Annotated in this window: 24 protein-coding genes and 1 pseudogene; 14 read left to right on the top strand and 11 right to left on the bottom strand. The window is 66.2% G+C overall.

The genetic code is table 11. The annotated features are described in order from the left end of the window. Nucleotides 1-106 precede the first annotated feature (106 nt). From WH367_RS05620 to WH367_RS05610, 3 genes are read right to left on the bottom strand one after another with little or no spacing between them, the layout of a single operon-like run. Nucleotides 107-3286: an efflux RND transporter permease subunit gene (locus WH367_RS05620; protein ID WP_339534758.1), complete on the bottom strand. Its 3180-nt coding sequence runs from the start codon at nucleotides 3284-3286 to the stop codon at nucleotides 107-109. 12 nt (nucleotides 3287-3298) lie between these two features. Beyond that, nucleotides 3299-4687: an efflux RND transporter periplasmic adaptor subunit gene (locus tag WH367_RS05615; protein ID WP_339534756.1), complete on the bottom strand. Its 1389-nt coding sequence runs from the start codon at nucleotides 4685-4687 to the stop codon at nucleotides 3299-3301. Nucleotides 4688-4691: 4 nt separating this feature from the next. After that, nucleotides 4692-6044 (bottom strand): TolC family protein, encoded by a 1353-nt coding sequence (locus WH367_RS05610; protein ID WP_339534754.1) that lies wholly within the window; start codon nucleotides 6042-6044, stop codon nucleotides 4692-4694. A gap of 210 nt (nucleotides 6045-6254) precedes the next feature. Here WH367_RS05610 and WH367_RS05605 point away from each other — a divergent pair, with 210 nt between their 5' ends. The 5 genes from WH367_RS05605 to WH367_RS05585 all read left to right on the top strand — a co-directional run bounded on the left by WH367_RS05605 (nucleotide 6255) and on the right by WH367_RS05585 (nucleotide 10032). Beyond that, on the top strand, nucleotides 6255-6944 hold the full coding sequence (locus tag WH367_RS05605) for a heavy metal response regulator transcription factor (RefSeq protein ID WP_027010427.1): 690 nt from the start codon (nucleotides 6255-6257) through the stop codon (nucleotides 6942-6944). After that, nucleotides 6941-8302 carry a heavy metal sensor histidine kinase gene (locus tag WH367_RS05600; RefSeq protein ID WP_339534751.1) on the top strand — a complete coding sequence of 454 codons (1362 nt, stop codon included), beginning with the start codon at nucleotides 6941-6943 and terminating at the stop codon, nucleotides 8300-8302. Before WH367_RS05605 ends, WH367_RS05600 begins: the two co-directional genes overlap by 4 nt. 115 nt (nucleotides 8303-8417) lie before the next feature. Then, on the top strand, nucleotides 8418-8912 hold the full coding sequence (locus WH367_RS05595) for a MarR family winged helix-turn-helix transcriptional regulator (RefSeq protein ID WP_339534749.1): 495 nt from the start codon (nucleotides 8418-8420) through the stop codon (nucleotides 8910-8912). Further along, nucleotides 8909-9679: a DNA alkylation repair protein gene (locus WH367_RS05590; RefSeq protein WP_339534747.1), complete on the top strand. Its 771-nt coding sequence runs from the start codon at nucleotides 8909-8911 to the stop codon at nucleotides 9677-9679. The genes WH367_RS05595 and WH367_RS05590 overlap by 4 nt, the downstream gene beginning before the upstream one ends. Before the next feature lie 14 nt (nucleotides 9680-9693). Further along, on the top strand, nucleotides 9694-10032 hold the full coding sequence (locus WH367_RS05585; RefSeq protein WP_339534746.1) for a DUF6616 family protein: 339 nt from the start codon (nucleotides 9694-9696) through the stop codon (nucleotides 10030-10032). A gap of 13 nt (nucleotides 10033-10045) precedes the next feature. Here the strand turns inward: WH367_RS05585 and WH367_RS05580 are convergent, their stop codons facing one another. From WH367_RS05580 to dbpA, 4 genes are all read right to left on the bottom strand, one after another. Then, a complete protein-coding gene (locus WH367_RS05580) occupies nucleotides 10046-10627 on the bottom strand; it encodes a sugar O-acetyltransferase (protein WP_339534744.1) in 582 nt (193 codons plus the stop codon). Between the two features lie 85 nt (nucleotides 10628-10712). Next, complete coding sequence (dtd, locus tag WH367_RS05575; protein WP_339534742.1) at nucleotides 10713-11177, bottom strand: D-aminoacyl-tRNA deacylase; 465 nt, start codon at nucleotides 11175-11177, stop codon at nucleotides 10713-10715. A gap of 59 nt (nucleotides 11178-11236) precedes the next feature. Then, a complete protein-coding gene (locus WH367_RS05570; RefSeq protein WP_021024954.1) occupies nucleotides 11237-12190 on the bottom strand; it encodes a cation diffusion facilitator family transporter in 954 nt (317 codons plus the stop codon). 21 nt (nucleotides 12191-12211) lie between these two features. Further along, nucleotides 12212-13621, bottom strand: coding sequence for an ATP-dependent RNA helicase DbpA (gene dbpA, locus WH367_RS05565; protein WP_339534740.1), 1410 nt, complete (start codon nucleotides 13619-13621; stop codon nucleotides 12212-12214). Between the two features lie 155 nt (nucleotides 13622-13776). Here dbpA and WH367_RS05560 point away from each other — a divergent pair, with 155 nt between their 5' ends. Both WH367_RS05560 and WH367_RS05555 read left to right on the top strand, forming a co-directional pair. Beyond that, entirely contained in the window at nucleotides 13777-15261 is a 1485-nt protein-coding gene (locus WH367_RS05560) for an AMP nucleosidase (RefSeq protein ID WP_339534738.1), read from the top strand. A gap of 187 nt (nucleotides 15262-15448) precedes the next feature. Next, a complete protein-coding gene (locus tag WH367_RS05555) occupies nucleotides 15449-17155 on the top strand; it encodes a tannase/feruloyl esterase family alpha/beta hydrolase (protein WP_339534736.1) in 1707 nt (568 codons plus the stop codon). Nucleotides 17156-17271: 116 nt separating this feature from the next. Here the strand turns inward: WH367_RS05555 and purT are convergent, their stop codons facing one another. Further along, the gene (gene purT, locus WH367_RS05550) at nucleotides 17272-18501 is read right to left on the bottom strand and encodes a formate-dependent phosphoribosylglycinamide formyltransferase (protein WP_339534734.1); all 1230 of its coding nucleotides are present in this window, start codon (nucleotides 18499-18501) and stop codon (nucleotides 17272-17274) included. 147 nt (nucleotides 18502-18648) lie between these two features. Between purT and WH367_RS05545 the strand changes: the two are divergent. The 6 genes and pseudogenes from WH367_RS05545 to WH367_RS05520 form a co-directional block, all read left to right on the top strand. Next, a pseudogene (locus tag WH367_RS05545) lies at nucleotides 18649-19542 on the top strand (3-hydroxybutyryl-CoA dehydrogenase); the annotation flags it as partial. A gap of 35 nt (nucleotides 19543-19577) precedes the next feature. Beyond that, nucleotides 19578-19952: a hypothetical protein gene (locus tag WH367_RS05540; RefSeq protein WP_021024948.1), complete on the top strand. Its 375-nt coding sequence runs from the start codon at nucleotides 19578-19580 to the stop codon at nucleotides 19950-19952. Nucleotides 19953-19993: 41 nt separating this feature from the next. Further along, complete coding sequence (locus WH367_RS05535) at nucleotides 19994-20797, top strand: HpcH/HpaI aldolase family protein (protein ID WP_021024947.1); 804 nt, start codon at nucleotides 19994-19996, stop codon at nucleotides 20795-20797. 157 nt (nucleotides 20798-20954) lie between these two features. Further along, nucleotides 20955-21425 carry a MarR family winged helix-turn-helix transcriptional regulator gene (locus WH367_RS05530; RefSeq protein ID WP_021024946.1) on the top strand — a complete coding sequence of 157 codons (471 nt, stop codon included), beginning with the start codon at nucleotides 20955-20957 and terminating at the stop codon, nucleotides 21423-21425. Nucleotides 21426-21467: 42 nt separating this feature from the next. Beyond that, nucleotides 21468-21887 carry an organic hydroperoxide resistance protein gene (locus WH367_RS05525; RefSeq protein WP_027010425.1) on the top strand — a complete coding sequence of 140 codons (420 nt, stop codon included), beginning with the start codon at nucleotides 21468-21470 and terminating at the stop codon, nucleotides 21885-21887. 117 nt (nucleotides 21888-22004) lie between these two features. Continuing rightward, nucleotides 22005-23057 carry a serine/threonine protein kinase gene (locus WH367_RS05520; RefSeq protein ID WP_339534732.1) on the top strand — a complete coding sequence of 351 codons (1053 nt, stop codon included), beginning with the start codon at nucleotides 22005-22007 and terminating at the stop codon, nucleotides 23055-23057. 167 nt (nucleotides 23058-23224) lie between these two features. Here WH367_RS05520 and WH367_RS05515 read toward each other — a convergent pair whose 3' ends face one another. Further along, entirely contained in the window at nucleotides 23225-23719 is a 495-nt protein-coding gene (locus tag WH367_RS05515; RefSeq protein WP_445228073.1) for a hypothetical protein, read from the bottom strand. A gap of 205 nt (nucleotides 23720-23924) precedes the next feature. Here WH367_RS05515 and WH367_RS05510 point away from each other — a divergent pair, with 205 nt between their 5' ends. After that, nucleotides 23925-25136: an MFS transporter gene (locus WH367_RS05510; RefSeq protein WP_339534730.1), complete on the top strand. Its 1212-nt coding sequence runs from the start codon at nucleotides 23925-23927 to the stop codon at nucleotides 25134-25136. A gap of 2 nt (nucleotides 25137-25138) precedes the next feature. Here the strand turns inward: WH367_RS05510 and WH367_RS05505 are convergent, their stop codons facing one another. Then, nucleotides 25139-25867 carry an exosortase H-associated membrane protein gene (locus WH367_RS05505; protein WP_021024941.1) on the bottom strand — a complete coding sequence of 243 codons (729 nt, stop codon included), beginning with the start codon at nucleotides 25865-25867 and terminating at the stop codon, nucleotides 25139-25141. A 96-nt stretch (nucleotides 25868-25963) separates the two neighbouring features. Next, on the bottom strand, nucleotides 25964-26515 hold the full coding sequence (gene xrtH, locus WH367_RS05500; RefSeq protein ID WP_339534728.1) for an exosortase H: 552 nt from the start codon (nucleotides 26513-26515) through the stop codon (nucleotides 25964-25966). Nucleotides 26516-26518: the final 3 nt, after the last annotated feature.

Here is a 26518-nt window from a genome sequence, read left to right as displayed (position 1 = left end):
CCACAGCAAGATGACATTGCTGCAATGCGCAGGCCGCTTAAATAGCAGATACAACAAAGCCATGGCGGGCTGGGCCATGGCTTTGTTGTATCTGCGTTTGGAAGGCTCAGGCCGGGTGCGCAGCGGGCTTGTCAGCGCCCTCTTTGTCGTCCAACTCATCCTCCGACGGATCGTGCCGGTGCACCAGGCGGTACAGCAAGGGCAGAACCAACAGGGTCAACACGGTCGACGACAAGATGCCGCCAATCACCACGGTGGCCAAGGGGCGCTGCACCTCGGCACCCGTGCCGGTTGCAATGGCCATCGGCACAAAGCCCAGCGATGCGACCAGGGCCGTCATCAGCACGGGCCGCAGGCGCGACAGCGCTCCGGTGTGCACGGCATCGGGAACGGCCAGCCCACCCTCGCGCAGCGCGCGGATCGACGAGATCATCACCAGGCCGTTCAGCACGGCTACGCCGGACAGCGCAATAAAGCCAATGGCGGCAGAAATCGACAGCGGAATGCCCCGCAGCCACAGCGCCAGAATGCCGCCAGTCAGTGCAAACGGAATGCCGGTAAAGACGATCAGACCGTCGCGCACGTTGTTGAACATCGCAAACAGCAAGGTGAACACCAGCAGCAGCGCGACGGGCACGACAATCTGCAGCCGCTGCTGGGCCGATTGCATGTTCTCGAAGGTGCCGCCCCAGCGCGTCCAGTAGCCGCTGGGCAGTGCCATCGCGCCCAGGTCCTGCTGCGCCTGCTCGACAAAGGAGCCGATATCGCGGCCGCGCACATTGGCGCTCACCACAATGCGGCGTTTGCCATCCTCGCGGCTGACCTGGTTGGGCCCGGGCGACAGCGCAAAGCTGGCCACCGCCGACAAGGGCACAAAGCCCAGGCGGCTGCCCTCCTGCTGCGGCAGCGCAATGGGCAGGCGCTCCAGCGCGGCCAGATCGCTGCGCAGCGCCTCGGGCAGGCGCACCTGGATGTCAAAGCGCCGGTCGCCTTCAAACACCGTGCCGGCCTCCTGGCCGCCCACCGCCGTGGCAATGGTCTGCTGCACATCGCCCATGTTCAGGCCATAGCGCGATGCCTTTTCCCGGTCCACCTGCACCGTCAGCATCGGCAGGCCCGTGGTCTGCTCCACCTTCACCTCGGAGGCGCCGGGCACCTTCTGCAGCATCGCGGCAATCGATTGGGCCGTGCGTTCGAGCACCTGCATGTCATCGCCAAACACCTTGACCGCCACATCGCTGCGCACGCCCGATATCAGCTCGTTGAAGCGCAGCTGGATCGGCTGCGAGAACTCGTAGTTGCTGCCCGGTATCGCCTCGACGACCTCCTGCACCTGGGCCAGCAGGTCCTCGCGGCTGCGCTGCGGATCCGGCCACTGCGCACGCGGCTTGAGCATGATGTAGCCATCCGAGATATTGGGCGGCATCGGGTCCGAGGCAATCTCGGCCGTGCCGGTGCGGGCAAACACGCGCTCGATCTCGGGCACCTGGTCCTTGAGCGCGCGCTCGATCTGCATCTGCATCTCCAGCGATTGCGTCAGGCTCGTGCCCGGCACCCGCAGCGCCTGGATCGCGAAGTCGCCCTCGTTCAAATTCGGCGCAAACTCGCTGCCCAGGCGCGAGGCCAGCAGCAGGCTCAGGGCCACCGAAACGACAGCCGCCGTCAGCACCACCACCGGCATGCGCATCACCCGCGAGAGCAAGGGCTCGTAGGCCTTGCGTGCCCAGGTCATCAGGCGGTTCTCCTTCTCGCCCACCTTGCTGCCAATAAACAAGGCAATGGCCGCCGGGATAAAGGTGATGGACAGCAGCATCGCGCCCACCAGGGCCAGCACCACGGTCAGCGCCATCGGGTGGAACATCTTGCCCTCCACCCCCGTCAGCGCAAAGATCGGCAGATAGACCACCATGATGATCAGCTGGCCAAACAGCAGCGGACGGCGCGATTCCTTGGCGGCGGCAAACACCTCATGAAAGCGCTCGCTGCGCGAGAGCGGGCTGCCCTTGCGCTCCTGCGCATGCGCCAGGCGCCGCACGCAGTTCTCCACAATCACCACCGCCCCGTCGATGATGATGCCAAAGTCCAGCGCGCCCAGGCTCATCAGGTTGGCGCTGATGCCGTACTTCACCATGCCCGTAAAGGTGAACAGCATCGATAGCGGAATGATCAGCGCCGTGATCAGCGCAGCGCGGATATTGCCCAGGAACAGGAACAGCACCACCACCACCAGCGCCGCACCTTCGACCAGGTTTTTCTTCACCGTCGCAATGGCTTTTTCCACCAAGGTGGTGCGGTCGTAGACGGTCACGATCTTCACGCCTTCGGGCAAGGTCTTGCGGATCGACTCCATGCGCGCATCCACCGCCTTGGAGACGATGCGGCTGTTCTCCCCGATCAGCATGAACACGGTGCCCAGCACCACCTCGCGGCCGTTGTCGGTGGCAGCGCCCGTGCGCAGCTCGCGGCCCAGGCTCACCTCGGCCAGGTCGCGCACGCGCACCGGCTGGCCTTGGGTGCTGCCCACAATCACTTCCTGGATGTCCGCAATGCCCTTGACCTGGCCGGGCGCGCGGATCAGGTACTGCTCGCCTTCGCGCTCGATATAGCCCGCCCCCACATTGGTGTTGTTGCTCTGCAGTGCTGCGACCAGCTTGTCCATCGAGATGCCATAGGACGCGAGCTTGTCCGGCCGTGGTGCCACCAGGTACTCCTTGGCAAAGCCGCCAATGGAGTTGATCTCGGTCACGCCGGGCACATTGCGCAGCTGGGGTTTGATGACCCAGTCCTGGATCTCGCGCAGGTCCATGGGGGTGTAGGGCGTGCCATCAGGCTTTTTGGCGCTATCTTCCGCCTCCACCGTCCACAGGTAGATTTCGCCCAGACCCGTGGAGATGGGGCCGATGCTCGGCGCAATACCGGGCGGCAGCTTCTCGCGCGCTTCCTGGATGCGCTCATTGACCAGCTGGCGCGCAAAGTAGATGTCGGTGCCGTCCTTGAAGATCACCGTCACCTGCGACAGCCCGTAGCGTGACAGCGAACGGGTCTGCTCCAGGTGCGGCAGGCCCGCCATCACGGTCTCGATGGGGTAGGTGATGCGCTGCTCGGTCTCCAGCGGCGAATAGCCCGGCGCCTGGGTGTTGATCTGCACCTGCACATTGGTGATGTCGGGCACGGCATCGATGGACAGGCGCTGGTAGCTGAATACGCCCAGCGCAGCCATGGCGAACACCGCCAGGATGACCAGCCAGCGCTGCTCGATGGAAAAACGGATGATGCGTTCAAACATGCGGGCTCCCGATCAATGCGCGTGCTCAGCAGAGGCCTTGCCCAGCTCGGCGCGCAGCAGGAAGGAGCCCTGCTTGACGTAGCGCTGGCCGGCCTGCAGGCCCGACTTGACTTCGGTGGTCTTGCCATCCGTCGCACCCAGCTCAACCACCTGGGCCCGGTAGCCGCCCTCGGCCGGCACAAACACCACGCTCTCCTTGCCATCGGGCCGCTGGATGGCTTTGGCGTCCACCGCAATGGGGACGGGCGATTCCCCGGCCAGCACCGCCACATCGACAAACAGGCCCGGCCGCCACACCCCCTGCGGGTTGGCCAGCGCCACGCGCGCCGGTGCCGTGCGGGTTTGCGCGCCAATCAGCGCTCCCACATAGGCAATCCGGCCCTCGGCCTCGGAGTCAAACGCCGTGGCACGCACGACGACCGGCGCGCCCATGCGCACATCGGGCAATTGCGGCGCGGCCACGCTGATCTCCGCCCAGACCGAGCGCAGGTCCGACACGGTGAACGAGGCCGTGCTGTCAGTCACCGATTCGCCGACGGTCAGGTGCTTCTCCACCACCATGCCGGCCAGTGGCGCACGCAGCTCATAGCGGCTGGCGCCAGCCGCGCCCGCCCCAATGGCGGACAGCTTTTGCGCGGCATTGGCCACGGCAATTTCGGCCTCCTGCAGCGCTTGGCGCGCTGCCTGGTAGTCCTGCTCAGCAGATATCCGCTCCTGCCACAGCTGCTTTTCGCGCGCGTAGCTGCTCTTGGCAAAGGCCAGCCGCCTTTGCGCCGTTTGCAGCTCGCTGCGCTGGTCCGACACTGCCGGGCTCTGAATGACGGCCAGCAGCTGCCCCTTGGCCACCTGCTCGCCCAGCTGGGCGTGGACGGAGGCCACGACACCCGCTACGCGCGGCACCACGTGCGCGGTGCGGTCTTCGTCAAAGCGGATCTCGCCGGGCAGCAGCACCTGCTTTTGGATGGACGCCGGCCCCGCCTGCTCCACCACCACGCCGGCCGCCTTGGCCTGCGCTGCGCTCAGCTTGACGAGGCCCTCGCCCGCTTCGTCGCCTTCGGCATGGCCGCCGGCGGCAGCGCCGTGCGCGTCCTTGCTGCTGGCCTCGGCTTTGTCGGCTTTCTCACCATGGTGTTCGCCATCGCCATGCTGGTCGGCTTCCTGGTGCGCATCGGCGCCCGCCTTGGCACCGGTTTTGGCAGCAGCTGCGCCATGGTGCTCGCCATCCTGGTGGGATGGCGCATCGCCGTGGCCTGCTGCCGCTGCAGCGGGCGCTGCAGCCGCCGCGCCGGGGCCGCGCAACAAATAGGCGCCGCCGGCCACACCGGCAGCGGCCATCACCGCCGCGGCGATCCACTGTTTGGATGAGCGGAGCGAGGTATCGAATGGGGTTTTCTCGGACATGGGTTCAGGTTCCTGTAGCGGCCGCCAGCGCTGGCGTGCCAAAGATGCGTTCAATCTCCGCACGGGCGCGGTGCGAGGCCATCAGCTGGTCCAGCAGTTGGCGCTGGCTGTCAAACAGGCTGCGCTGGGCGTCGAGCACATCCAGAAAGCTGAACTTGCCCAGCGAGAAGCCGCGCACGGCCAGGTCATAGGCCGACTGCGCCGTGGGGATCACCTGGCTTTGCAGCAGCGCCACCTGCTGGTTGCTGCTGAGCCACTGCTGGCGGGCAGCAAACACCTGGGCCTGCAGCTGCAGGCGCTGGTCCTGCAGCTGCTGCTCGGCCTGGTCCACCTTGCGCAGCGCCTGCAGCTGGTTGCCGGCATTGCGGTCAAACAGCGGCAAGGGGATGCTGACGCCAACAAACACCTGGTTGCGGCCCACATCCTGCGCGCGCTTGACGCCCAGGCTCACGGTAGGGTCCTGCACGCGTTTGGCGCGCTCCAGCGCCGATGTGGCCTGGCTTTGCGCCAGCGCGCGCTGCGCCAGCACCATGGCGGGCGCCTCATCGAGGCGCTGGTCCAGCTGCTCGGCAGTCGGGGCCGCCGTGGTGGTCAAAAAGTCGCCGCTCGCCAGCCCCAGCTCCGTACCGCGCCCGCCCCAGAGCGCGGCCAGGTTGTGCTGCGCCACGCCGGTCAATGAGCGCGCCTGCTCCAGCTCCATCGCCGCATTGGCCTGCGCCACCTGGGCGCGGCTGGCCTCCAGCGGCGGCACCTTGCCGGCCTGTACGCGCTTGTTGGCGGCATCCAGCGCCTGGGTCGCCAGGGCATGGGTCTGGGTCGCAAAGTGCACCCGCTGCTGGGCCAGCAGCAGCTCATTGAAGTGGATCTGCAGCTGGTAGCGCAAGGCCGCCAGTGCGGCCGCGACACCGGCTTCGGCCGCTGACTTTTCGGTATCAGCCAGCTGCATGCGTGCCTCGCGCTTGCCGCCCAGCTCGATCAGCTGGTTGATCTGCACGGTGTGGGTGCGCGTCTCGCGGCGGGTGTCTTCGATGCTGACAGCCAGCTCCGGGTTGGGACGCGCCTGGCTTTGCACCACCAGGCCTTCGGCGGCAGCTGCGCCATGGCGGGCCGCCTGCAAACCGGGGTTGGCCGCCAGGGCCTTGTCCCAGGCGGCGGCCAGCGTGATCGCCGGGGTGGCCTGCACAGGCGCAGCGGCTGCGGCTGGCTCAAGGCTTTGGGCGGCTGCCTGGGCCTGGGGCAGCCAGGCGCTGGCCAGCGCGACGCCCAGCAGCCAGGCTGGCCATGCCGGGCCTCGATGGTTTGGTGTGTGAGGGGGATGGATGCCGGCCCGGGTGGGGGCTGGCTGCGGGGTGGTCATGGCGGCTTCTCCTGTGGTGGCAGACCGCGCGCAACCTGGCCTTGGCAGCGCAGGGCCCGCCAGCGGCGGCCCGCACCGCAGGCCCCAGTTGCAGGCGGTATCCCTATGCGATGCCAGCGACTGTAGAAAGCGGCAACGAACACCAGGCCGACGGGAACATGACAAATTTGTAATCCACGCCCGCGCACACCATCAGGGACAATGGCAGCCATGAGACTGCTGCTGATTGAAGACGAAGCCAAGCTCGGCGAGTACCTTCGCAAAGGTCTGGCCGAGGAGAGCTATACGGTCGATGTCGCCACCAACGGCATCGATGGCCTGCACCTGGCCATGGAGCTGGACTACGACCTGGTCGTGCTCGACGGCATGCTGCCAGGCATCGACGGTTTTGCGGTGCTGGCAGCGCTGCGCCAGGCCAAATCCACCCCGGTGCTGATGCTGACGGCCCGCAGCGATGTGCAGGACCGGGTGCGCGGCCTGCAAAGCGGCGCCGATGACTACCTGATCAAGCCTTTTGCGTTTTCCGAGCTGGTGGCCCGCATCCAGGTGCTGCTGCGCCGTGCGCAGGCCCATCCGGCGTCGCCCGAGCCCACGGTGCTGCGCCAGGCCGATCTGGAGCTGGACCTGATCCGGCGCAAGGCCGTGCGCGCCGGTGTGCGGCTCGATCTGACGGCCAAGGAGTTCAACCTGCTGGCCTTGCTGCTGCGCCGCCAGGGCGAGGTGCTCTCGCGCACCGAGCTGGCCTCGCAGGTCTGGGACATGAACTTTGACAGCGAGACCAATGTGGTCGAAGTGGCCGTGCGGCGCCTGCGCATGAAGGTGGACCAGCCTTTTGCCGCACCCTTGATCCACACCGTGCGCGGCATGGGCTATGTGCTGGAGAGCCGGGCCCAGCCATGAGCCCGACCACCGCCGTACCGCACCTGGGGCGCCGGCTCTCGCGCTGGATGGCGCTGCTGTCGATGCTGGGCCTGGGCGCCGTCAGCCTGGTGGTGTTCCTGGTGTTCGACAACACCTTGTCAGCCCGCCAAAAGGAGATGCTCGACCAAAAGCAGCAGTCGCTGATGCATGTGCTGCGCGATGACAGCACGGCCCACCGCGACAAGGCGCTGGACCACCTGCTGACCGATTTTCTGGCCGGCCACGGCGACTATGCGATCCGCGTGGTGGACAACCAGGGCCATGTGCTGTTCGACAGCATCCCGCCCGACTGGAGCGGCCACCACACCATGCAGCGCAGTTTTGCCGTCGGCATCACCGCGCCCCAGTACCACCAGGCGCGCGCAGCCACCGCCACCTTGGTGATGGACCTGCGCCCCGACGAGGCCTTGCTGCGCGGCCTGGGCTGGACCTTGTTTGCGGCCATGGTCGCCGGCTCCTTGCTGCTGGCGCTGTTTGGCGGCCTGCTGGTGCAGCGCAGCCTGCAGCCCATCGCCTCGCTGGTCTCGCAGATCAGCCTGCTGTCGGCCCGCGATTTTGAGCGCCGGCTGGGCGGCAGCGGCCTGCCCCAGGAGCTGCAGCCCATCGTCACGCAGTTCAATGCCCTGCTCGACCGCCTGGCCGATGCCTACCGCCAGCTCGAAGCCTTCAACGCCGATGTGGCGCACGAACTCAACACGCCGCTGGCCACCTTGATCAGCAGCACCGAAGTGGTCTTGCGCAAGCCCCGCTCGGTCGATGAGCTGCGCGATGTGCTTGAGTCCAACCTGGAGGACCTGCGCCGCATCGCCGCGATGGTGGGCGACATGCTGTTTCTCTCGCGTGCCGACCAGGGCGTGGGCGCGCGCGAGACCGGGGTCGTCAGCCTGGCCGCCGTGGCCCAGGATGTGGTCGAGTTCTATGAAGCGGTTGCGCTCGATGCCGACCTGCGCCTGGAAGTGCTGGGCGACGCGCAGGCCCAGGTCGATGCGCCGCTGGTGCGCCGCGCGCTGTCCAACCTGCTGAGCAATGCCACCCGCTATGCGCTGGCGGGCTCTGCGATCCGCATCGACATTCGCACGCGCTGGCAGCACGAGCATGCCCATGCGGTCATCTCCGTGACCAACACCGGGCCCGACATTGCGCCCGAACACCTGCGCCACCTGTTTGACCGCTTCTACCGCGCCGATGCCTCGCGCCACAACGCCGAGCGCCACCATGGCCTGGGCCTGGCCATTGTCAAAGCCATCGCCAAGATGCATGGCGGCTCGGTGTTTGCCCAGTCGCAGGGCGGCGAGACGACGTTTGGGCTGATCCTGCCGGTGGCGCCCGTCTTGTGACGGAGCACTGCTTCTAGCCACACAGCGCCTTCGCCAACCGCCATCCCCATAGCTTGCAACCAGACTTCAGATCGCTTTATGCATATAATTAGCCACCTTACTATCAGCCACCATCATGCAACTCGCCCAAAAGTACAACGCCCTGCTGGACGAAGCCCAGCGGCGCGGCATGCCCGATGTGGCAGGGATTCGCCTCTGCTTCCAGACGCTCACGCTGGCAGGAGAAATCGACCGCGACTGCGCCCGCTTGCTGGCGCCGCATGGCCTGTCTGAAGGGCGTTTTGTGCTGCTGTTCCTGCTGGACGCGGCGCCCGATGGCCTGGCGCCCAACACCCTGGCCGAGCGTGCGGGCGTGACCCGGGCCACCGTCACCGGTCTGCTCGATGGCCTGGAGCGCGAAGGCCTGGTGGCCCGCCATGCCGAGGCCAGCGACCGCCGCGCGCTGCGCATACGGCTCACCGGCAAAGGCCGGCAGCTGGCCCAACAGGTGTTTGCGCAGCATAGCCACTGGATCGCCGGGTTGTACGGCGGGCTGTCGGCCAGCGAGCGTCAGCAGCTGGCCCAGCTGCTGGACAAGGTGGCCCGCAACCTGGGCCAGGCAGCGCCATGAACAGCCCGCGCAAAGGCGCCAGCCGCGCTGCTGATATTCCCGCCGATGTGCTGCAAGCACTGTCCAGCGGCGAAATCGCCACGGCCACGCTGGCTGAATGCACGGCGCTGGACCAGGCGCAGCTGCTGCGCACCGTCTTTCCCGGTCTCTCTGCCCAGACCCTGCAGCAAGCCGATGCGGCTTGCACGCTGGGTATTCTGGGGCGCATGGGCCGCATCGGCGAGCTGCTGCTGGATGCGCTGGGCCCCGAGGGCATCGCGCAATGCCGCAATCACCCGGCAGACACCGTGCGCGGCTGGGCCTGTTTTATGGTGGGTGCCCAAGTGGGGCTGGCCCTGCCGGCACGCCTGGCCGCCATTGAAAGCCTGGCCGACGATGGGCATTTTGGCGTGCGCGAATGGGCCTGGATGGCCTTGCGCCCGCACCTGGCCAGCGCTCTGGATGAGGCCATCGCACAGCTGCTGCCCTGGACGGCATCGCCGTCAGACAAGCTGCGCCGCTTTGCCTGCGAGGCACTGCGCCCGCGTGGCGTCTGGTGTGCCCATATCGCCGCGCTCAAAAAGGCACCCGCGCAGGCCCTGCCGCTGCTGCAAGCGCTGCGCGCCGACCCCTCCATCTATGTGCAGGATTCCGTCGCCAACTGGCTCAACGACGCCGCCAAGGACCAGCCCGACTGGGTGCGCGAGCTCTGCAGCCAGTGGCTGGGCGATACGCCATCGCCCAGCACCGCACGTATCTGCCAACGCGCGCTGCGCAGTATTCGCTGAAAGAAGCCCCAGCCATGTCTTGCTACCTTGTCGAACTCTACACACCGAACGCCGCCTGGCAGGCGCTGCCTGCTGCACAGCGCCAGCAGTTTCTGGCCACCATCGGCCAGGGCCTGGGGCAGCTTTCCAGCCTGGGGATTGAACTGTTGTCGCTGGCAGAGACCGATGCCGCCATTGCGCAAGCCAGCCCGCACCAGTACCTGGGCATCTGGCGCTTTCCTGATCCACAAGCACGCGATGCCTTGCTGGCCGCGATCGAGGCCAGCGGCTGGTACCAGTACTTTGCGCATGTGAATGCCGCCAGTGGTACAGGCGCTGTGGATGCCCATCTGGCAGCATTGGCAGCGGCTTGAGGAACCGCCCTACTCAGGCATAGGCCTGTGCATCCTTGTCGGTGATGGCCCGCAGCACCCGCGCCGGGTTGCCGGCGCTCACCACGCCTTCGGGCACATCCTTGGTAACGATGGCGCCAGCCGCAATCACGCTGCCCGCACCGATGCTGACACCGGGCAGCACCTGTACGCCCGCCCCGATCCAGACGTTGTCGCCAATGGTGATGGGCAGGGCGAATTCCAGCCCCTGGTTGCGCCGCGCGGCATCGAGCGGGTGGCCGGAGGTGTAGAGGCCGACATTGGGCGCGATAAAGACGTTGTTGCCGATGCGGACCTTGGCGGCATCGAGGATGACCAGGTTCACATTGGTGTAGAAGTTGTCGCCAATCTCGATGTTGAAGCCGTAGTCGCACAAGAAGGGGCCATCGAACACGGGATTGCGGCCCAGCTTGCCCAGCAGGCCGCGCAGGATGGCTTCGCGCTCGGCACCCAGGTGCGCGCCGATCTGCTGGAAGGCAAACAGCTTTTCCTTGGCGGCATCGCGCAGCTGCAGCACGCTGGGGTCATGGTTGGCGTCGTACAGCAGGCCGGCAGCGGCTTTTTCCATCTCGGTCATCGGTGTCTCTCGTCCTCTCGGTGGCAAAAGGACTGAGTCTAGCTGCTGCTTGGCTAGCTTCCGATGACCTGGCTGTGGATAGGCTTCAAGCGCCCGGCGCCGCAGCGGCCGGCGCAATGCGCAGCGGGATCGTCACCGGACCGTCATTCATCAGGTAGACCTTCATGTCGGCGCCAAAGCGGCCCGTCGCCACCTCCGGGTGCTGCGCGCGCGCCTGCGCCACGACATAGTCGTACAGGCGCTCGCCATCGGCCGGGGGCGCGGCCTGGGTAAAGCTGGGGCGGTTGCCGCCGCTGGTGTCTGCTGCCAACGTGAACTGGCTCACGATCAGCAGGCCGCCGGCCACATCGACGACGCTCTTGTTCATCTTGCCGGCCTCGTCCTGAAAGATGCGCAGCTTGAGCATCTTGGCCAACCACTTGTCGGCTTCTGCCTGGCTGTCGCCGCGCTCGGCACAGACGAGGGCCAGCAGGCCATGGCCGATCTGGCCGACCACCTGGCCGTCCACTTCAACACGCGCTTCGCGCACCCGTTGCAATACGCTGATCATCGGAGATTCTTGCTTCCGCAAAGGCGGCAGGCCAGGGCGCTGCAGCCGGGGTTCATGGTTCAGGGGCTGGGTGCATCGCCAACGCGCTGCACGGCCTCGGTCTGGGTTTGCACGCCCAGTGGCAGCACTTCCATGCTGATACGTGCCTGCGGCAGCTCCTGCAGCAAAGCGGCCTCCAGCTGCATGCGCAGCTGGGTGGCATGGGCCAGGGTCCAGCCGCCGGGCATGTGCAGGTGCATGTCGATAAAGTGCAGCGCGCCGGCGCGCCGGGTGCTGAGCTTGTCGCAATGCACAGCGCCGCCGGTTTGCGCCTCAAAGCTGCGCACGCAGTGCTCGATCTTGGCAAGGGTCTCGGCATCGATGGACTCGTCCATCAGGCCCTGCGACGAACGCCAGACCAACTGGCCACCCTCTTTGAAGATATGCAAGGCCACCGCAATGCCCAGCACTGCATCGAGCCAATGCCAGCCCGTCAGCATTGCCAGCAGCAAGCCGCCGACCACACCGACCGAGGTCCAGACATCGGTCATCAGGTGGCGGCCATCGCCTTCCAGCGCCATCGAATGGTGCGCGCGGGCCGCCCGCAACATGACGAAGGCCAGCCCGCCGTTGAGCGCCGTGCTGAGCATGGACAGCGCAATGCCCCAGCCCAGCTGCTCGAGCGGCTGGGGATGGAGCAAACGGTCCACCGAAGCCCAGACGATGGCCATGGCCGCGCCAAAGATCAGCAGGCCCTCAAAGCCGGCCGAGAAGTACTCCGCCTTGGTGTGGCCATAGGGGTGGCCCTCGTCGGCCGGGCGCTTGGCAATGGTCACCATGCCCAGTGCAAACAAGGCGCCCACCAGGTTGACCAGCGACTCCAGCGCATCGGACAGCAGGCCCACCGAGCCGCTGACGGCCCAGGCGCTGGTCTTCAAGGCAATGGTGGCAATGGCCACCACCACCGAGATGCGCAGCAGGTTCTCGGGCGTGGTCCAGCGGCTGTGCGCTGCGGCGGATAAGGCAGGTTTCATGGCGGGCGGGGGCGGCCTGGCTTAGAGCAGGCGCGCCTTGACGGTTTTGCCCTTGACCCGGCCGCTGTTGAGCCGGTCCACCGCCTGCTGGGCGATGTCGCGGCTGACGGCCACATAGGTCGAGAAGTCGTTCACATTGATCTTGCCGATCTGCTCCTTGGTATAGCCAAAGTCGCGCGTCATCGCGCCCAGCACATCGCCGGCACGGATCTTTTCCTTGCGTCCGCCGATGATCTGGATGGTGCGCATCGCTGGCACCATGGGCTGGTTGGAGGCGGGGGTCAGCTCGCTCAGCGGGTGCCATTGCGACTCGCGCCCTTGCAGCAGCTCGATCTTGCCGACCGAGCCCATCTCGTCCATGCTGGCCAGGCTCAGCGCCAGGCCTTCGGCATCGCCCCGGCCGGTGCGGCCAATGCGGTGGATATGCACTTCGGCATCGGGTGTGGTGTCCACATTGATGACGGCGGCGAGGTTGGCGATATCGAGGCCGCGCGCGGCCACATCGGTGGCCACCAGCACGCTGCAGCTGCGGTTGGCAAACTGCACCAGCACCTCGTCGCGCTCGCGCTGTTCCAGCTCGCCGAACAGCGCCAAGGCGCTTACGCCCTGGGCCTGCAGCACCTCGACCAGGTCGCGGCACTGCTGCTTGGTGTTGCAAAAGGCGATGGACGATTCGGGCCGGAAATGCGCCAGCAGCTGCGATACGGCATGCAGGCGCTCGGATTCCTTGACCTCGTACCAGCGCTGCGCGATCTTGTGGGCGCTGTGCTGCGAGGCGACCTTGACGGTCTGCGGATCGCGCATAAAGCGCTCGGCCAGCTGGGCAATGCCCTCGGGGTAGGTGGCCGAGAACAGCAGGGTCTGGCGCTCGGCCGGGCATTGGCTGGCCACGGTGACGATGTCGCCATAAAAGCCCATGTCCAGCATGCGGTCGGCCTCGTCCAGCACCAAGGTGTTGAGCGCGGCCAGGTCGATCACGCCGCGCTCCATCAGGTCCATCACCCGGCCCGGGGTGCCGACAATGATGTGGGCGCCGTTTTCCAGGCTGGCGATCTGGTTGCGCGAAGGCACACCGCCATAGACGGTGACGACCTTGATGTTCTCTTCGGCGCGCGCGAGGCGACGGATTTCGGTGGCGACCTGGTCGGCCAGCTCACGGGTGGGGCAGAGCACCAGCGATTGCACGGCAAACCAGCGCGGGTTCAGCCGGGCGAGCAGGGCCAGGCCAAAGGCGGCCGTCTTGCCGCTGCCGGTGCTGGCCTGGGCAATGACATCCTTGCCTTGCAGCGCAAAGGGCAGGCTGGCCGCCTGGATCGCCGTCATCTGCGTGTAGCCCAGCTGCTGCAGATTGGCCTGCATGGTCTGGCCCAGGGGCAGTTGGCTGAAAGAGCTGGCGTCCGCTGCGTTGGCGGTGGTGGTGGTTGCGTTCATGGCGCAATTATCCCGCGCCCGGCCTGGCAGCCGCTGGCGGCCCTGCGGGTACCCCTGAATCCGGCCTTGGCGCCGCCGGCCACCGGTGCCGACTGCCAGCAACACCGGGCCCTGATTTGTCATGCCAGGGCCCCAAAGCAGATGCACAATGGTGCATGACCTTTACCAAACCTGCCTTTACCGCACCGACCAGCCACCGCACGGCTTCCTCCGCGCTGGCGCAGGTCCAGGCCATCTATGCCGAGCAAATCGGCTTTCTGCGCCAGGCCATGCAGCGCTTTGTAGCCGGCGAGACCCCGGCGGCCCCCTACCGCGCCTGCTACCCCTTTGTGCGCCTGCACACGCGCACCGTGGCCCGGGCCGACAGCAAGCTCGCCTACGGCTTTGTCGAGGGCCCCGGCCACTACGAGACCACGCTGACCCGGCCCGACCTGTTTGCCAACTACTATGCCGAGCAGTTCCGGCTGCTGATCGAGAACCACGGCGTGGAGCTGGAGGTGGGCACCAGCAACCAGCCCATTCCCATCCATTTCTCGTTTGCCGACAACGACCATATCGAAGGCCAGCTGAGCGCCGAGCGCCGCATGCTGATGCGCGATGTGTTTGACCTGCCCGACTTGCATGCGATGGACGACGGCATCGCCAACGGCACCTGGGAGCCCAAACCGGGCGAGGCGCATCCGCTGTCGCTGTTCACCGCGCCGCGCATGGACTACTCGCTCCAGCGCCTGCGCCACTACACCGGCACCCTGCCCGAGTGGTTCCAGAACTTTGTGCTGTTCACCAACTACCAGTTCTATATCGACGAGTTCATCCGCCTGGGCCGCGCCGAGATGGCCAACCCGGACAGCGAGTACATCGCCTTTATCGAGCCGGGCAATGTGGTCACCCGCCGCCAGGGCCTGGCGCCCGAAGCGGTGGATGTGCTGGGCAACCCGCCGCCGCGCCTGCCGCAGATGCCCGCCTACCACCTGGTGCGTGCCGACCAGTCGGGCACCACGATGGTCAACATCGGCGTGGGCCCGGCCAATGCCAAGACCATCACCGACCATATCGCCGTGCTGCGCCCCCATGCCTGGATGATGCTGGGCCACTGCGCCGGCCTGCGCAACAGCCAGCAGCTGGGCGACTATGTGCTGGCCCATGCCTATGTGCGCGAGGACCATGTGCTCGACGAAGAGCTGCCGCTGTGGGTGCCCATCCCCGCGCTGGCCGAGATCCAGGTCGCCCTGCAGCAGGCGGTGGCCGATGTCACCCAGGTGCCTGAGGACGACCTCAAGCGCTTCATGCGCACGGGCACCGTGGCCAGCACCGACAACCGCAACTGGGAGCTGCTGCCCGACAACACCCCCCAGCGCCGCTTCAGCCAGAGCCGGGCCGTGGCGCTCGATATGGAAAGCGCCACCATTGCGGCCAATGGCTTTCGCTTTCGCGTGCCCTACGGCACCCTGCTCTGCGTGAGCGACAAGCCGCTCCATGGCGAGATCAAGCTGCCCGGCATGGCCAACCACTTCTACCGCGAGCGGGTGGACCAGCATCTGCGCATCGGCATGCGCGCAGTCAACATCCTGCGCGAAGGCGGTGTGGACCGGCTGCACAGCCGCAAGCTGCGCAGCTTTGCCGAGGTGGCTTTCCAGTAAGCAGCACGCCCAACAAGCCCTCTGCAGAGGGCCCCTACTCCAATGCCAGCACAAGCGTGCTGGCTTTTTTACTTATGGGGAACTACCTAACTGCAAACCCTGTGGATAACTGTGGGCGTCACTTCCACAATGGTCGGCGGGCCGTAAAGAAGCCTTTGCGCCCGCACCATAACAACCAGGAGACACAGTGACCACAACCATCCTCCCACCCCTGCGGCGCTTTATCCCTCTGACGGCCGTCGCCAGCGCGGTCCTTGCGCTGTCCGCTTGCGGCAGCGGCGGCTCCCACAGCTTTAACTTTGACGAGGCCAGCCTGGCGCTGGCCAAGCAGCAGGTGGCGGCCAGCCAGATCGGCCTGCCCACCAGCGGCGCCACGGTGACCTCGACCGAAACGCCAACGGCTGCCAGTGGCGCGCAGCCGCCCGCCTCGGTAAGGGCCAATATCTCGATCGCCCCGGTCGACCCCGGCGCCCCGGCCATCAAGATGGGCCTGCTGCTGCCCAAGGAGTGGAACGGCAAGGTGGTGATGGTGGGCGGTGGTGGCTACAACGGCGTGATGCCCAGCCTCTACACCTACCCGGCCGCCCCCGCCAGCCAGGGTGCCTACCCGCTGCTCAACCAGGGCTATGCGGTGTTTGGCAGCGACTCGGGCCACCAGGCAGGGGCTGCCGGCAGCCGCGACGGCAGCTTTGGCACGAATGACGAAGCGGTCGCCAACTTCTCGGGCGCTGCACTGAAAAAGGTCAGCGATGTGGCCGATGTGCTGGTGACGCGCTTTTACGGCAAAAAGCCGGACAAGCGCTACTTCATGGGCGGCTCCACCGGCGGGCGCGAAGCACTGGCCGTGGCGCAGAAATGGCCGTCCGACTGGGATGGCGTAGTCGCCTGGTACCCGGCCTGGAATGCGGCCAGCCTCGATCTGCAGTTTGGCCGCATCAGCCGCGCCTTTGCCCAGCCCGGCGCCTACCCGAGCCTGGGCCAGCGCAAGCTGCTGCGCCAGGCGGCGCTGGAGAAGTGCGATGCGCTCGACGGCGTGCAGGACGGCGTGGTCAGCAATGTGGCGGCCTGCAACAGCCAGTTTGACCCGGCCACCGCTACGCTCAATGGCCAGCCGCTGCGCTGCCCTGGCGGCGCGAGCCAGGAGGGCTGCCTGTCCGACGCGATGATCAGCGCGCTCAAGACCTACAACAGCGAAATCCGCTTCAGCGCGCCGCTGGGCAGCGGCGAGACGCAGTACCCCGGCTTCAACGTCTGGGGCTCGGAGCTGGGCGAGGAAGGCAGCAGCCCGCTGCAGCCCACCGTCAACCTGCTGGCGATGAACACCACCGCCCCGGCCAGCCCCGCGCCGCTCACCGCCCCATACTGGGCCGTGTTCTGGGACCAGTGGGTGCGCTATTTTGTGACCCGCGATGCCAACTTTGACGCGCTGTCACTGGACCCGCAAAACCCTGGCGCCTGGAGCGACCGCATCAACCAGCTCACCAAGCTGCAGGACATCAACAGCACCGACCTGTCCGCCTTCAACAAGCGCGGCGGCAAGCTGCTGATGGCCCATGGCACGGCCGATGTGCTCGTCAGCACCCGCGCCACCGCGCAGTACTGGCAGCGCCTGGAGCAGACCATGGGCGCCAGCGCCGTCAAGAGCTTTGCGCGCTACTACGAAGTACCCGGCTACGGCCATGCGGCCAGCACCGCCTTCAATGCCAACTGGGATTCGCTGAAAGCGCTGGACCAGTGGGTAACCGCCGGCACCGTCCCTGGCGCCCAGGTAGTCAGCGACACCGCTGGCGTGCCCGGCCGCACCCGGCCGCTGTGCGAGTACCCGACCTGGCCGCGCTACAAGGGCAGTGGTGATGTGAACGTGGCGGACAACTACAGCTGCCAAACCAACTAAAAGCGGCCTCAGCAAGCCAGCAAAACAAAAGCATCTGGACGCCCTTCTCAAGGGCAGCCAGATGCTTTTTTATCGAATAAATCTAACGCGGTGCTGAGCGTTCGCTCAGCAGCCGCTTACTCCGCCACGCGGGGCTTGACCAGCGCTGCCGCCTTTTTGGCGTTGTCGCGCGCGGCATCGGTATCGGCCGCGCGGGCCAGCGCCACGCCCATGCGGCGGCGCGCAAAGCTCTCGGGCTTGCCAAACAGGCGCACCTCGGTGCCGGAGATCTGCAGGGCGGCATCGACGCCGTCAAACACAATGCCCTGGGCATCGACACCGCCGTAGATCACGGCGCTGGCGCCGGCGGTCTTCAGGCTGGTGTCCACGGGCAGGCCCAGGATGGCGCGGGCATGCAGCTCGAACTCGTTTTGCCACTGGGTGATCATGGTCACCATGCCGGTGTCATGCGGGCGCGGGCTCACTTCGCTGAACCAGACCTGGTCGCCCTTGACGAACAGCTCCACGCCAAACAGGCCCAGGCCGGCGGGCTCACCGTTCAGGCCGGTGCCCAGGTCGCTGGTGATGGCACGGGCAATGTCCTGCGCCAAGGTCAGCGCAGCGGGCGCCATGCGCGCGGGCTGCCAGCTCTCCACATAGTCGCCCTGCACCTGCACATGGCCGATGGGCTCGCAAAAATGGGTCTCGATCTGGCCGGCCGCATTCTTGGCGCGCACGGTCAGCAAGGTGATTTCGTAGTCAAAGTCGATAAAGCCTTCGACGATGATGCGGCCGCCCTGCACCCGGCCGCCTGCCATCGCGTAGTTCCAGGCCTTTTCCACATCGGCCGGGCCATCGATCTTGCTCTGGCCCTTGCCCGAGCTGCTCATCACCGGCTTGACCACGCAGGGGTAGCCAATGCCGCCATCGATGGCGGCCTGCAGCTCGGCCAGGCTGTCGCAGAACTGGTAGGGACTGGTGGGCAGGCCCAGGGTCTCGGCGGCCAGGCGGCGGATGCCTTCGCGGTCCATCGTCAACCGGGTGGCGCGGGCCGTCGGCACCACGCGCACGGTGCCAGCGGCCTCCAACGCCTGCAGCGCGGGCGTGGCAATGGCTTCGATCTCGGGCACCACCAGGTCGGGCTTTTCGGCCTCGATCAGCGCCGTCAGCTGGGCCGGGTCGCTCATCGTGATGGTGCGGGCATGGTGCGCCACCTGCTGGCCCGGCGCGTTGTCATAGCGGTCCACCGCCACCGTCTCCACGCCCAGGCGCTGCAAGGCAATCAGCACCTCCTTGCCCAGCTCGCCGCTGCCCAGCAGCATGACTTTGGTTGCGTTCTTGGTAAGCGGGGTGCCGAAGGTGGTCATATCAGGTCGTGTCAACAAAGGGGCTGCGGCGCAGCGATGGGGGGCATTTTAGAACCCTCGCCTATCCCCGCGCTCTGTCGCCCAGTTTGTGCCGCACTGCAACACCAGCCGCTATGATCTTGCCACCGGGCTTGCCACAGGCACTGCAGGGCGGGCCCCTCTCCCAGCAACAGGACCCAAGGAAGACAGATGACGATCCAGACCGTAGGCGTAATTGGTGCAGGCACCATGGGCAACGGCATTGCGCAGACCTGCGCGGTGGCCGGGCTGAATGTGGTGATAGTGGACATTTCGGAGGCGGCCGTGCAAAAGGGCCTGGCAACGGTGGGCAGTAGCCTGGACCGCCTGATCAAGAAGGAAAAGATCAGCGAAGCCGACAAGGCCGCCGCCCTCGCGCGCATCCAGGGCAGCACCCGCTATGAAGACCTGCAAAAGGCCCAGCTGGTGATCGAGGCGGCCACCGAGAACTACGAGCTCAAGCTCAAGATCCTGCAGCAAGTCGATGCGCTGCTCGACCCTTCGGTGCTGCTGGCCTCGAACACATCGTCGATCTCGATCACCCAGCTGGCAGCCGCCACCAAGCGCGCGGACAAGTTCATCGGCATGCACTTCTTCAACCCCGTGCCGCTGATGGCGCTGGTCGAGGTGATCCGTGGCCTGCAAACCAGCGATGCCACGCACGATGCGGTCAAGGCGCTGGCCGAGAGCCTGGGCAAGTCGCCGATCAGCGTGAAGAACTCGCCCGGCTTTGTCGTCAACCGCATTCTGGTGCCGATGATCAACGAGGCCTTCTATGTGCTGGCCGAAGGCATTGCGTCGGCCCAGGACATCGATGACGGCATGAAGCTCGGCTGCAGCCACCCGATTGGCCCGCTGGCCCTGGCCGACATGATCGGCCTGGATGTCTGCCTGGCCGTGATGGAGGTCTACCTGAAAGACTTTGGCGACAGCAAATACCGCCCCTGCCCGCTGCTCAAGGAAATGGTCGCCGCCGGCCAACTGGGCCGCAAGACCGGCAAGGGCGTCTACAGCTACGCCTGATCGCGCGCGCCCGCGCTGCCCAGCGATTCCTCCCCATGCCCGCGCCACGCAGCACCCCGATCTGGAAAAAGGCCCTGCCGGTGACTGCACTGGTGCTGGCCCTGGTGGCCTGCATGGCCGGCTTTCGCCTCTGGAAGCAGCAGCTCGAAGAGGCGCCGGTCGATGCGCTCTACCGCGACTACCTGGCCTATGTGGCCGCCCGGGTGCCGGCCGCCGATCTGCACCTCAAGCGCTACTACCAGCGCTATGGGCGCGACACGGTGGCGGCCAAGCATTTCAAGCCCATCTGCCGCAGCGTGACGGCCATGGCGGACCAGCAGGCGCTGGACCTGGGCGCCAGCGAGTGGCACACCCTGGCCGGCAGCTGCCGCACGCGGCTGAGCAACGACGAGATCCACCTTCTGCCCTGACCACACCACCACACAGACAACACCACACTACAGAGACAAGCATGCCAACTCCCAACCTCTTCAAAAAAGCCATGGCCGCCGGCCAGGCGCAGATCGGCCTGTGGTCGGCCTTTCCCTCGCCCTACATCACCGAGCTGCTGGCCGGCAGCGGCTATGACTGGATCATGCTCGACACCGAGCATTCGCCCAACGATGTGCCCCAGGTGCTGCAGCAGCTCCAGGCGGTAGAAGCCGCCCTGCAGCCCCGCCCGACCAGCGCCGTGGTGCGCCCGGCCTGGAACGATCCAGTCCTCATCAAGCGCTACCTGGACATTGGCGCCCAGACCATTCTGATCCCCTTTGTGCAAAACGCCGACGAGGCCCGCGCCGCCGTGCAGGCCATGCGCTATGCGCCCCAGGGCATTCGCGGCATGGGCGGCTCGATGCGCGCCAGCAACTTTGGCCGCGACATGCAGTATGTGGACGATGCCGACAAGGAGCTGTGCCTGCTGGTGCAGGTGGAAACCGCGCAGGCGCTGGACCAGATCGAGGCTATTGCCGCCGTCGATGGTGTGGATGGCATCTTTATCGGCCCGGCCGATCTGTCGGCCAGCATGGGCTACCCTGGCCAGCCGCGCCACCCGGTCGTCAATGCCGCGATTGACAACGCCATCACCCGCATCCGCGCGGCCGGCAAGGCCCCCGGCATCCTGATGGTGGACGAGGCCCGCGCCCGCGAATGCCTGGCGCTGGGCGCGCAGTTTGTCGCCGTCTCGATGGACCTGATCCTGCTGCGCACCGCTGCCGATGCGGTGGCGGCCAAGTTCAAGGACAGCAGCGGCCAGGTGGTGCAGACGGCTTACTGAGAACGCTAGGCGACCCAGCTTCCGTCTGAGACGCGGGTTGCCTCTTCCTAAGACGAATCCAGGGGCCCTGCACCGGCCCTTGCCAAACACCCTGCTCCCGGCAGGTGATTCCCCAATTAAGTTGCACGCAATTTAATTGAGCACGATAATTCAACCCATGCCCAACGCCACCCCTGCCACTGCCCACAACGCGCTGCTGCTCGACCAGCAGCTGTGTTTTGCGCTGTACTCCAGCTCGCTGGCGATGACCAAGCTGTACAAGCCCTTGCTCGAACCATTGGGTTTGACCTACCCGCAGTACCTGGTGCTCTTGGTACTGTGGGAGGGCGATGGCTGCATGGTCTCCGAGCTGGGCGAGCGTCTGTACCTGGATTCGGGTACTTTGACGCCGCTGCTCAAGCGCATGCAGACCGCAGGTTGGCTGCAGCGCCAGCGTGACAGCGACGATGAGCGCCGTGTGCGCGTGTATCTGACGGAGGCCGGCCGCCAGCTGCGCGAGCAAGCCGCGGCCATCCCTGCCTGTGTGCTCGCGCACAGCCAATGCACGGTGCAGGAGCTGCAGGCATTGACACAACAGATCCAACAGCTGCGCAGCCGACTGGCCGCGCCGCTGCCCGCCGCTTCTTGATGAAGCATGTTTTTTCGTTCCACCCTTGACCAGGAGTTCACCATGGCTACTCTCGAAAAAGTTCTGTACACCGCCCACGCACACACCACCGGCGGCCGCGACGGCGCATCGCGCACCAATGATGGCCGCCTGGATGTGCAGCTGTCCTCGCCCGGCACCAGCGGCCAGGGCACCAACCCCGAGCAGCTGTTTGCCGCCGGCTACTCCGCCTGCTTTATCGGCGCGATGAAGGCCGTGGCCGGCAAGCAAAAGCTCGCCCTGCCCGATGGCCTGTCGATCGACGCCGAAGTGGACCTGGGCCCCATCCCCAATGCCTACGGCATCGCCGCCCGCCTGACGGTGAACCTGCCCGGCATGGACAAGGCTGTGGCCGAAAAGCTGGTGCATGACGCCGACCTGGTCTGCCCTTACTCGAACGCCACCCGCGGCAATATCGACAAGACCCTGACCGTGGTGGTCTAAGTCGCGCAGTTCAACGATTGACACCCTCCAGTACAGCCGGTGCATGCCTTGCATGCCCGGCTTTTTTGCGTCCCTGTGGTCAAAATGGCCGTCACAAGAAGGGCGCACAATGGCGGTATGCACGATACCGATGACTACCCGCCCAGCAGCCCCGCGCAGGAACATGCCTATGCCGCGCTGACCCCCGATGTGGTGCTCGACGCGCTGGCGTCGGTGGGCCTGTGGGGCGATGGCCGCCTGAACCCGCTGTCTTCCTACGAAAACCGCGTCTACCAGGTCTGGCTGGAAGACGGCAGCAAGGTGGTCTGCAAGTTCTACCGCCCGGGCCGCTGGAGCGATGCGGCCATTGCCGAGGAGCACCAGTTCTCCCAGCAGCTGGCTGACGCTGAAGTGCCCGTGGTTGCGCCCCTGCAGCTGGGCGGCCACAGCCTGCTGCAGCATGGCGGCTTTCGCTTTTCCGTATCACCCTGGCGGGGCGGGCGCCAGCCCGATCTGGACGACTGGGAGGTGCTCGAATGGGTGGGGCGCTTTCTGGCCCGCATCCACACCGTGGGTGAGGCCCGGCCCTTTGTGCACCGCCCCAGCATCAACGCCCAGGACTTTGCCCGCGAGCCCCATGACTGGCTGATGGCCCATGGCGCCATCCCGCCCGGCCAGCGCAGCGCCTGGAGCGATGCCTGCCGCCGCGCCACCGACAAGATCTGCGAGATCATCGACCCGGGCAATGCCAGCGGCCATTTTGCTGCGGGCAGCTACCGCAGCCTGCGCCTGCATGGCGACTGCCACCCGGGCAATGTGCTGTGGGTGCCGCCCGAGCACCAGGGCGGCGGCCCGCATTTTGTCGACCTCGATGACACGCGCAGCGGCCCGGCCGTGCAGGACCTGTGGATGCTGCTGTCGGGCGACCGCCAGCAGCAAAGCGCGCAGCTGTCGACGCTGGTCGAGGGCTATGAACAGTTCCGCCCCTTTGACCGGCGCGAGCTGGCACTGATCGAGCCGCTACGCACGCTGCGCCTGATCCACTACAGCGCCTGGCTGGCGCGGCGCTTTGACGACCCGATCTTTCCGATCCACTTTCCCTGGTTTGGCAGCGAGGCCTACTGGCAGGAGCAAACCCAGATGCTGCAGGCGCAGCTCATCGCGATGGATGAGCCGCCGCTGTACGTTTAAGCGCCACCCGTTTTTTAAAGAGCCGCTAACATGGCCCAGCAAACCAAAGGTTTGCGATTGAGACTAGGCGTCCCCGACTAGGCGTCAAGCCGCAGGCAGCACAGTAGTACGACAAGGCTTGGCGCGGCCGGCGAGGCAACGACGTATCAAGGGTTGTGTTCGCGGCTCTAACAGCGGTTGTTCAAGCGGCAGTCGGGCAGCAGTTGCCCATCAGCACCGCGCCACTGCAGCTGGGCGTCATGCTCACCCCTGGGTGGGTTGACCACCCCAGGCACGACCACGCCGGGCTGTGCGGCCTGGGTATGGTTCGGTGCAGCAGCGGGGGCAGACGCGGGCGCTGCCGGGTCATACAGCACCGTGCCGGTGCCCACCCCCACACCCACCTGGGCGCCCCCGACGGAGGTGCCGACCCCGACACCGGCATTGCCCGTCACCTGGCCGCGCTGGTTGACCCCCACGCCCACGCCGACAGGGCCCAGGCCCGTGCCCACCCCGGCGCTGATCCCGCCACTGCCCAGCCCCACGCCGACCGAGAACGGCCCCACCGGCACACCCACGCCCACATAGGGCGAGCAGGCGGACAGCGCAGCCACGGACAAGGCGGCAGCGGCCGCACGGCAGGGGTGGGAGAGGAAAAAGCGCATGGCAGGCATTCGGATCATGGCTATTTTTAACAGCGATTGCCACACCAGCCTCTGGCGCAAGGACATTGCATTCCGATGTCCTACGCCCAGCGATGGGCACCCCGACAGCGCGGGGACATGCCGGGCCCGACTCCCTACAATCCAGGCCACCGTCCTTTCCGGGCCAGCCGCTACCCGCCGCTGGCCTGCTGCTGCCACCGCAGCCCCGCTCCAAGTTCTGATCATGAAATACCAATGGCCGCCCTATTTCTGGGTGTGCTTCTCGATGTGCGTCGGCGTCATGGGCACGGCGCTGGCCAGCCCGCTCTACCCGCTCTACCAGGTCCAGTGGCAGCTGCCGCCCAGCGCGATCACCCAGGTGTTTGTGCTCTATATGGCCGCAGCGCTCACCAGCCTGATGCTGCTGGGCGCGATCACCACCCGCTATGGTTTTTTCAAGGTGCTGCGCGCGGGGGTGATGCTGATGAGCGCAGGCGTGCTGCTGTCGGCACTGGCCTGGAACATGCAGGTGTTTGGCTTGAGCCGCATCATCATTGGCCTGGCCTCGGGGATGATCACCACCTCGGCCTCGCTGGGCCTGACCCAGCTCAACACCAGCGGCGACACGCAGCGGGCCGCTGCCACCACCAGCTTGACGATTGCCTTTGGCTTTGGCCTGGGGCCCATTGTCGGTGGCCTGGTCGCGCAATGGGCGCCTTTTCCGCTGCGCAGCGCCTATCTGCCGTCCCTGCTGCTGAGCGCCTTGGCGATTTATTCGCTGTTCCAGGTGCAGCTGCCGGCCCACCTGCAGCCGGTGCCCTCCAGCACCAGCTTTGGCCTGCGCCAGCTGATGCCGCGCCTCACCTTTCCCGAGCGCGCAGCGCTGCGCCGCTACGGCCTGGCGTCGATGGGCGCCTTCTGTGCCTTTGGCATGTTCAGCCTGTTTGCCTCGCTCGCGCCCAGCTTTATGCAAAGCATGCTGCCCTGGCACGGGCCGGCCATCAGCGGGCCGTCGATCGGCCTTATCTTGCTGCTGTCGGCCGCCTCGCAGTATGCCGCCAAGGGCTTTGTCACCCGCAAGGTGCTGATCACCGGCTATGGCGCGCTGGCGCTGTGCAATCTGCTGCTGATCGCCAATGTGTTTGCCAGCTCGGCGGCGGTTTTTCTGCTCTGCGTGCTGAGCGCCGCGCTCGGCCATGGCCTGTGCAACCTGGGCGGTATCTCGGTGGTCAACCGCGTGGCGCGGGCTGACAACCGGGCCGGCCTGCTGGCCACCTACCTGGTCATTGGCTATGTGGGCACGATCTTGCCGATTCTGGGGATTGGCTGGCTGTCGGACCAGGTGGGCCTGTCGCGCGCGCTGCTCGTGTTTTGCGCGGTGTTTGCGCTGCTGTCCACCGCGCTGGCGCTGGCCACCTGGCGCACCCCAGTGCCGGCGCCCGCTGCCAAGCACTAGCCTTATTTGCGCGGCGGCAAGGTGATGCTGATCTCGTGCGAGATCTCTGGGCCGCTCTCGGCCGGGCGGATCACCTGCTCGGGGGGCGGTGGGGGTGGCGGCCGCAGCACGGTGGGGCGCGGCGCCAGCTTGGGCTGGATGTTTTTCTTCCAGGCCTCGACCAGCACCTCGTTGACAAACTGGCGGTCCAGCCACAGCCACAGCAAAAACGGCACCAGGGTGGGCAGCACCAGGCTGCCCAGCTGGTAGCCATAGGCGAGCAAGTCCAGCTGGGTCTGCGAGATCTTGAGCAGGCGCAGGTCCAGGTTGGTGGCCAGCACCATCTGCATCAGCAAGCTGGTCGAGATGCTGAACGCCTGGAACGGCAGCAAGATCACATAGCCCAGCACCGCGCGCCAGATGCGGCCCTTGCGCCAGGCAGCCAGCAGCAGCGCCAAGAAGATAGGAAAGCCGTAGGCATAGCGGCCCGGGTCGCCATCGACCGAGATCTCGGCCCAGCGGCCACCGGTGTTGGCATTGGCGACACCCACCGAGGTGTCGACCTCGATCTTGCCGGGCGCAATATGCACCTGCTTGACCCAGCCCGCAGCCAGGTCCAGCATGCCTTCCTTGGAGATCACCGCCACCGGGTAGCTCATCCACGGCGACAGCTGCACCCACAAGGTGGTCAGCACGATGATGCCGGCAAAGGCCAGCAGCGCAAATCGCTGTATCGGGTTCAAGCGCTTCATCCCTCTTCCTCTGTATCCGCCCTCCTGGGGGCTCTGTGCTTCTTCTCGTGCCTATGGAAAAAAGCCAGCAGTGCTTGCACTGCTGGCCGGTTCAAATCAGGCGGCTGCCAGCGTGGGCTCGGCCCCCGAGCCCGAGGGAGGCGGTTGGTCCGAGCCATCCTCGGCCCGCTTGGCGCGCTGGCCGGCACGCACCCAGACGAGCCAGACGACCAGCACGTCCAGCATGATCAGCGCCTGCCACAGGTACTCGTGGGCAAAGTTGAAGGCCGCCATGTTCCACTGGCCCAGGTAGAACAGGCTGATCACGCGCACAATATTGACCGCTTGCACCGCGATAAAGCCCAGCACCAGGCCGATGAGCTTGTGGCGCCAGCTCGACGGAAAAGCCATGATGGCGGCAAACAACACAATGCAGGCCTCGATGCCATTGCAGCCGGCCTCGATCGACACGCCAAAATTGGTGGCATGGTTCCACAGCACCTTGCCTTCGGCGACGGCAGACTTGTCAAACCAGGTCACCAAAAAGGCGCAGATCTGCGCCAACATTGCCGTCCAGGGCTCCACCAGGTGCTTTTGCACCCAGCTGAGCATATTGAGGCCAAACAAAGTGAGCTGCAGCCCCAGAAATACAAAAAAGAAGCGAACCATGGT

This window comes from Comamonas sp. MYb21 (assembly GCF_037479395.1).
Lineage (GTDB): Bacteria > Pseudomonadota > Gammaproteobacteria > Burkholderiales > Burkholderiaceae_C > Comamonas.
This window is presented reverse-complemented; position numbering and strand designations above follow the sequence as displayed.

Bases quoted from the DNA above. Each gene is read 5' to 3' on its own strand.
- WH367_RS05515 (WP_445228073.1), bottom strand. From the start codon at position 23,719: ATGATCCGAATGCCTGCCATGCGCTTTTTCCTCTCCCACCCCTGCCGT.
- WH367_RS05585 (WP_339534746.1), top strand. From the start codon at position 9,694: ATGTCTTGCTACCTTGTCGAACTCTACACACCGAACGCCGCCTGGCAG.
- WH367_RS05510 (WP_339534730.1), top strand. From the start codon at position 23,925: ATGAAATACCAATGGCCGCCCTATTTCTGGGTGTGCTTCTCGATGTGC.
- WH367_RS05615 (WP_339534756.1), bottom strand. From the start codon at position 4,687: ATGTCCGAGAAAACCCCATTCGATACCTCGCTCCGCTCATCCAAACAG.
- WH367_RS05600 (WP_339534751.1), top strand. From the start codon at position 6,941: ATGAGCCCGACCACCGCCGTACCGCACCTGGGGCGCCGGCTCTCGCGC.
- WH367_RS05535 (WP_021024947.1), top strand. From the start codon at position 19,994: ATGCCAACTCCCAACCTCTTCAAAAAAGCCATGGCCGCCGGCCAGGCG.
- WH367_RS05610 (WP_339534754.1), bottom strand. From the start codon at position 6,044: ATGACCACCCCGCAGCCAGCCCCCACCCGGGCCGGCATCCATCCCCCT.
- WH367_RS05525 (WP_027010425.1), top strand. From the start codon at position 21,468: ATGGCTACTCTCGAAAAAGTTCTGTACACCGCCCACGCACACACCACC.
- WH367_RS05560 (WP_339534738.1), top strand. From the start codon at position 13,777: ATGACCTTTACCAAACCTGCCTTTACCGCACCGACCAGCCACCGCACG.
- xrtH (WP_339534728.1), bottom strand. From the start codon at position 26,515: ATGGTTCGCTTCTTTTTTGTATTTCTGGGGCTGCAGCTCACTTTGTTT.
- WH367_RS05620 (WP_339534758.1), bottom strand. From the start codon at position 3,286: ATGTTTGAACGCATCATCCGTTTTTCCATCGAGCAGCGCTGGCTGGTC.
- dtd (WP_339534742.1), bottom strand. From the start codon at position 11,177: ATGATCAGCGTATTGCAACGGGTGCGCGAAGCGCGTGTTGAAGTGGAC.
- dbpA (WP_339534740.1), bottom strand. From the start codon at position 13,621: ATGAACGCAACCACCACCACCGCCAACGCAGCGGACGCCAGCTCTTTC.
- WH367_RS05570 (WP_021024954.1), bottom strand. From the start codon at position 12,190: ATGAAACCTGCCTTATCCGCCGCAGCGCACAGCCGCTGGACCACGCCC.
- WH367_RS05540 (WP_021024948.1), top strand. From the start codon at position 19,578: ATGCCCGCGCCACGCAGCACCCCGATCTGGAAAAAGGCCCTGCCGGTG.
- WH367_RS05520 (WP_339534732.1), top strand. From the start codon at position 22,005: ATGCACGATACCGATGACTACCCGCCCAGCAGCCCCGCGCAGGAACAT.
- WH367_RS05530 (WP_021024946.1), top strand. From the start codon at position 20,955: ATGCCCAACGCCACCCCTGCCACTGCCCACAACGCGCTGCTGCTCGAC.
- WH367_RS05580 (WP_339534744.1), bottom strand. From the start codon at position 10,627: ATGACCGAGATGGAAAAAGCCGCTGCCGGCCTGCTGTACGACGCCAAC.
- WH367_RS05590 (WP_339534747.1), top strand. From the start codon at position 8,909: ATGAACAGCCCGCGCAAAGGCGCCAGCCGCGCTGCTGATATTCCCGCC.
- purT (WP_339534734.1), bottom strand. From the start codon at position 18,501: ATGACCACCTTCGGCACCCCGCTTACCAAGAACGCAACCAAAGTCATG.
- WH367_RS05595 (WP_339534749.1), top strand. From the start codon at position 8,418: ATGCAACTCGCCCAAAAGTACAACGCCCTGCTGGACGAAGCCCAGCGG.
- WH367_RS05505 (WP_021024941.1), bottom strand. From the start codon at position 25,867: ATGAAGCGCTTGAACCCGATACAGCGATTTGCGCTGCTGGCCTTTGCC.
- WH367_RS05605 (WP_027010427.1), top strand. From the start codon at position 6,255: ATGAGACTGCTGCTGATTGAAGACGAAGCCAAGCTCGGCGAGTACCTT.